The organism is Roseburia lenta, assembly GCF_014287435.1.
Taxonomy (GTDB): Bacteria; Bacillota; Clostridia; order Lachnospirales; family Lachnospiraceae; genus Pararoseburia; species Pararoseburia lenta.
Map to the genome: position 1 here is coordinate 1 of NZ_JACOPG010000007.1, position 3,105 is coordinate 3,105.

1 rRNA gene is annotated in these 3,105 nt (G+C 49.2%); it reads left to right on the top strand.

The window, feature by feature from the left end:
* Positions 1–166 precede the first annotated feature (166 nt).
* Positions 167–3,061 (top strand): 23S ribosomal RNA (locus H8R94_RS12025).
* The last annotated feature ends 44 nt before the right edge of the window (positions 3,062–3,105 follow it).

A 3,105-nucleotide genomic window follows, 5' to 3' on the forward strand; every position in this document is an offset into this window, starting at 1 on the left:
AAATAGCACCTTGAAAATTTCATACAGATAGATTTTGATGAAAGAAAGTTGAATAAAATCAACTCTCAATATCAAGACATCCGAGAATTAACAAACCAAAAATTCAGTAAAAACTGAGAAAAGCTTTTTTAAGCAAAACAAAATGTTGCAACGCTATGCAACGCGAGGTTAAGCAAAGAAGAGCGCAGGGTGGATGCCTTGGCACTAAGAGCCGACGAAAGACGTGATAAGCTGCGAAAAGCCACGGGGAAGTGCAAATAACTTGTGATCCGTGGATATCTGAATGGGGAAACCTAACTGGATGGACTCCAGTTATCCTAACGCCAATCCATAACGTTAGGAAGGGAACCCGGGGAACTGAAACATCTAAGTACCCGGAGGAAGAGAAAGAAACATCGATTTCGGGAGTAGCGGCGAGCGAAACCGAAAGAGGCCAAACCGAGACGCGTGCGTTTCGGGGTTCGGACTGCATTTAGGATTCATCGATTTTAGCAGAATGGTTTTGGGAAAGCCAGCCAGAGAGGGTGAAAGCCCCGTAAGCGAAAAGAGAGATGACCGAGCAGGATCCAGAGTACATCGAGACACGAGAAACCTTGATGGAAAGAGCGGGGACCACCCCGTAAGCCTAAATACTACTTAGTGACCGATAGAGCAAAGTACTGTGAAGGAAAGGTGAAAAGAACCCCGGGAGGGGAGTGAAAGAGAACCTGAAACCCTGTGTTTACAAGCTGTGGAACATCTTTATATGATGAACCGCGTACTTTTTGTAGAACGGTCCGGCGAGTTACGCTTACTGGCGAGGTTAAGGACTAAAGGTCTGGAGCCGAAGGGAAACCAAGTCTGAATAGGGCGCATAGTCAGTGAGAGTAGACCCGAAACCGGGTGATCTATCCATGTCCAGGTTGAAGATGATCTAATCGTCATTGGAGGACCGAACCCACATCCGTTGAAAAGGGTGGGGATGAGGTGTGGATAGGGGAGAAATTCCAATCGAACCCGGAGATAGCTGGTTCTCCTCGAAATAGCTTTAGGGCTAGCCTCATATTAGTCTTGTGGAGGTAGAGCACTGAATTTCCGCGGGGGCGTCAAAGCTTACCAAAGAATATCAAACTCCGAATGCCATAAAGATGATGTATGGGAGTCAGACTATACGAGATAAGTTGGATAGTCAAAAGGGAAAGAGCCCAGACCACCAGTTAAGGTCCCAAAGTATGTGTTAAGTGGAAAAGGATGTGGGATTTCATAGACAACTAGGATGTTGGCTCAGAAGCAGCCATACATTCAAAGAGTGCGTAACAGCTCACTAGTCGAGAGGTCCTGCGCCGAAAATGTCCGGGGCTAAAACACAACACCGAAGCTGTGGATTTATACACAAGTATAAGTGGTAGAGGAGCATTCTTAATACCGACGAAGCTGTACCGAAAGGAGCAGTGGAGGGATAAGAAGAGAGAATGCCGGAATGAGTAGCGAGAGTAAGGTGAGAATCCTTACGGCCGAATATCTAAGGTTTCCAGCGTAAAGCTGATCTGCGCTGGGTAAGTCGGGGCCTAAGGCGAGGTCGAAAGACGTAGTCGATGGATAACAGGTTGAGATTCCTGTACCGCATGGTAACAGAACTGTGGGGACGCATGGACAAAGCTCGAGCCGGGAATGGAAAGACCGGTACAAGCGAAGGAGGAGTACGGTTGGCAAATCTGCCGTATAATCCAAGAGCGTGATGTGGAGTGAACTAGAAGTAACGAAGCGAGTAGAGTCTGTGCCGAGAAAAGCCGCTATTGTTTGCCATGTGCCCGTACCGTAAACCGACACAGGTGGATGAGGAGAGAATCCTAAGGCCGACGGAAGAAGCATTGTTAAGGAATTCGGCAAAATGACCCCGTAACTTCGGGAGAAGGGGTGCCTGAGAAATCAGGCCGCAGAGAATAGGCTCAAGCAACTGTTTAGCAAAAACACAGGTCTATGCGAAACCGTAAGGTGATGTATATGGGCTGACGCCTGCCCGGTGCTGGAAGGTTAAGAGGAGAGGTTAGCTTCGGCGAAGCTTTGAATTCAAGCCCCAGTAAACGGCGGCCGTAACTATAACGGTCCTAAGGTAGCGAAATTCCTTGTCGGGTAAGTTCCGACCCGCACGAAAGGCGTAATGATTTGAGCACTGTCTCGACAATGCATCCGGTGAAATTGAAGTACCAGTGAAGATGCTGGTTACCCGCGCCAGGACGGAAAGACCCCATGGAGCTTTACTCCAGTTTGGTACTGGGATTCGGTACTGCATGTACAGGATAGGTGGGAGACTATGAACTAGGGACGCCAGTTTCTAGGGAGTCGCTGTTGGGATACCACCCTTGTAGTATTGGATTTCTAACCAGTCACCGTAATCCGGTGATGGGACAATGCCAGGCGGGGAGTTTGACTGGGGCGGTCGCCTCCGAAAGGGTATCGGAGGCGCTCAAAGGTTCCCTCAGAATGGTCGGAAACCATTTAAAGAGTGCAAAGGCAGAAGGGAGCTTGACTGCGACACCGACGGGTGGAGCAGGTACGAAAGTAGGACTTAGTGATCCGGTGGTATAAAGTGGGATTGCCATCGCTCAACGGATAAAAGCTACCCTGGGGATAACAGGCTTATCACTCCCAAGAGTTCACATCGACGGAGTGGTTTGGCACCTCGATGTCGGCTCATCGCATCCTGGGGCTGTAGCAGGTCCCAAGGGTTGGGCTGTTCGCCCATTAAAGCGGTACGCGAGCTGGGTTCAGAACGTCGTGAGACAGTTCGGTCCCTATCCGGCGCGGGCGGAGGATATTTGAGAGGAGCTGACCCTAGTACGAGAGGACCGGGTTGGACGGACCACTGGTGTACCGGCTGTCAACCAATGGCATAGCCGGGTAGCCAAGTCTGGACGGGATAAACGCTGAAGGCATCTAAGCGTGAAGCCCCCCTCAAGATGAGATATCCCCTCCTTTAAGGAGATAAGATCCCTTGAAGACTACAAGGTAGATAGGACAGAGGTGGAAGTGTAGTAATACATGTAGCTGACTGTTACTAATAGATCGAAGGCTTAACCAAGAAGGTTTGATTCAAAGAATCTGTATGAAATTTTGAAGGTGTTA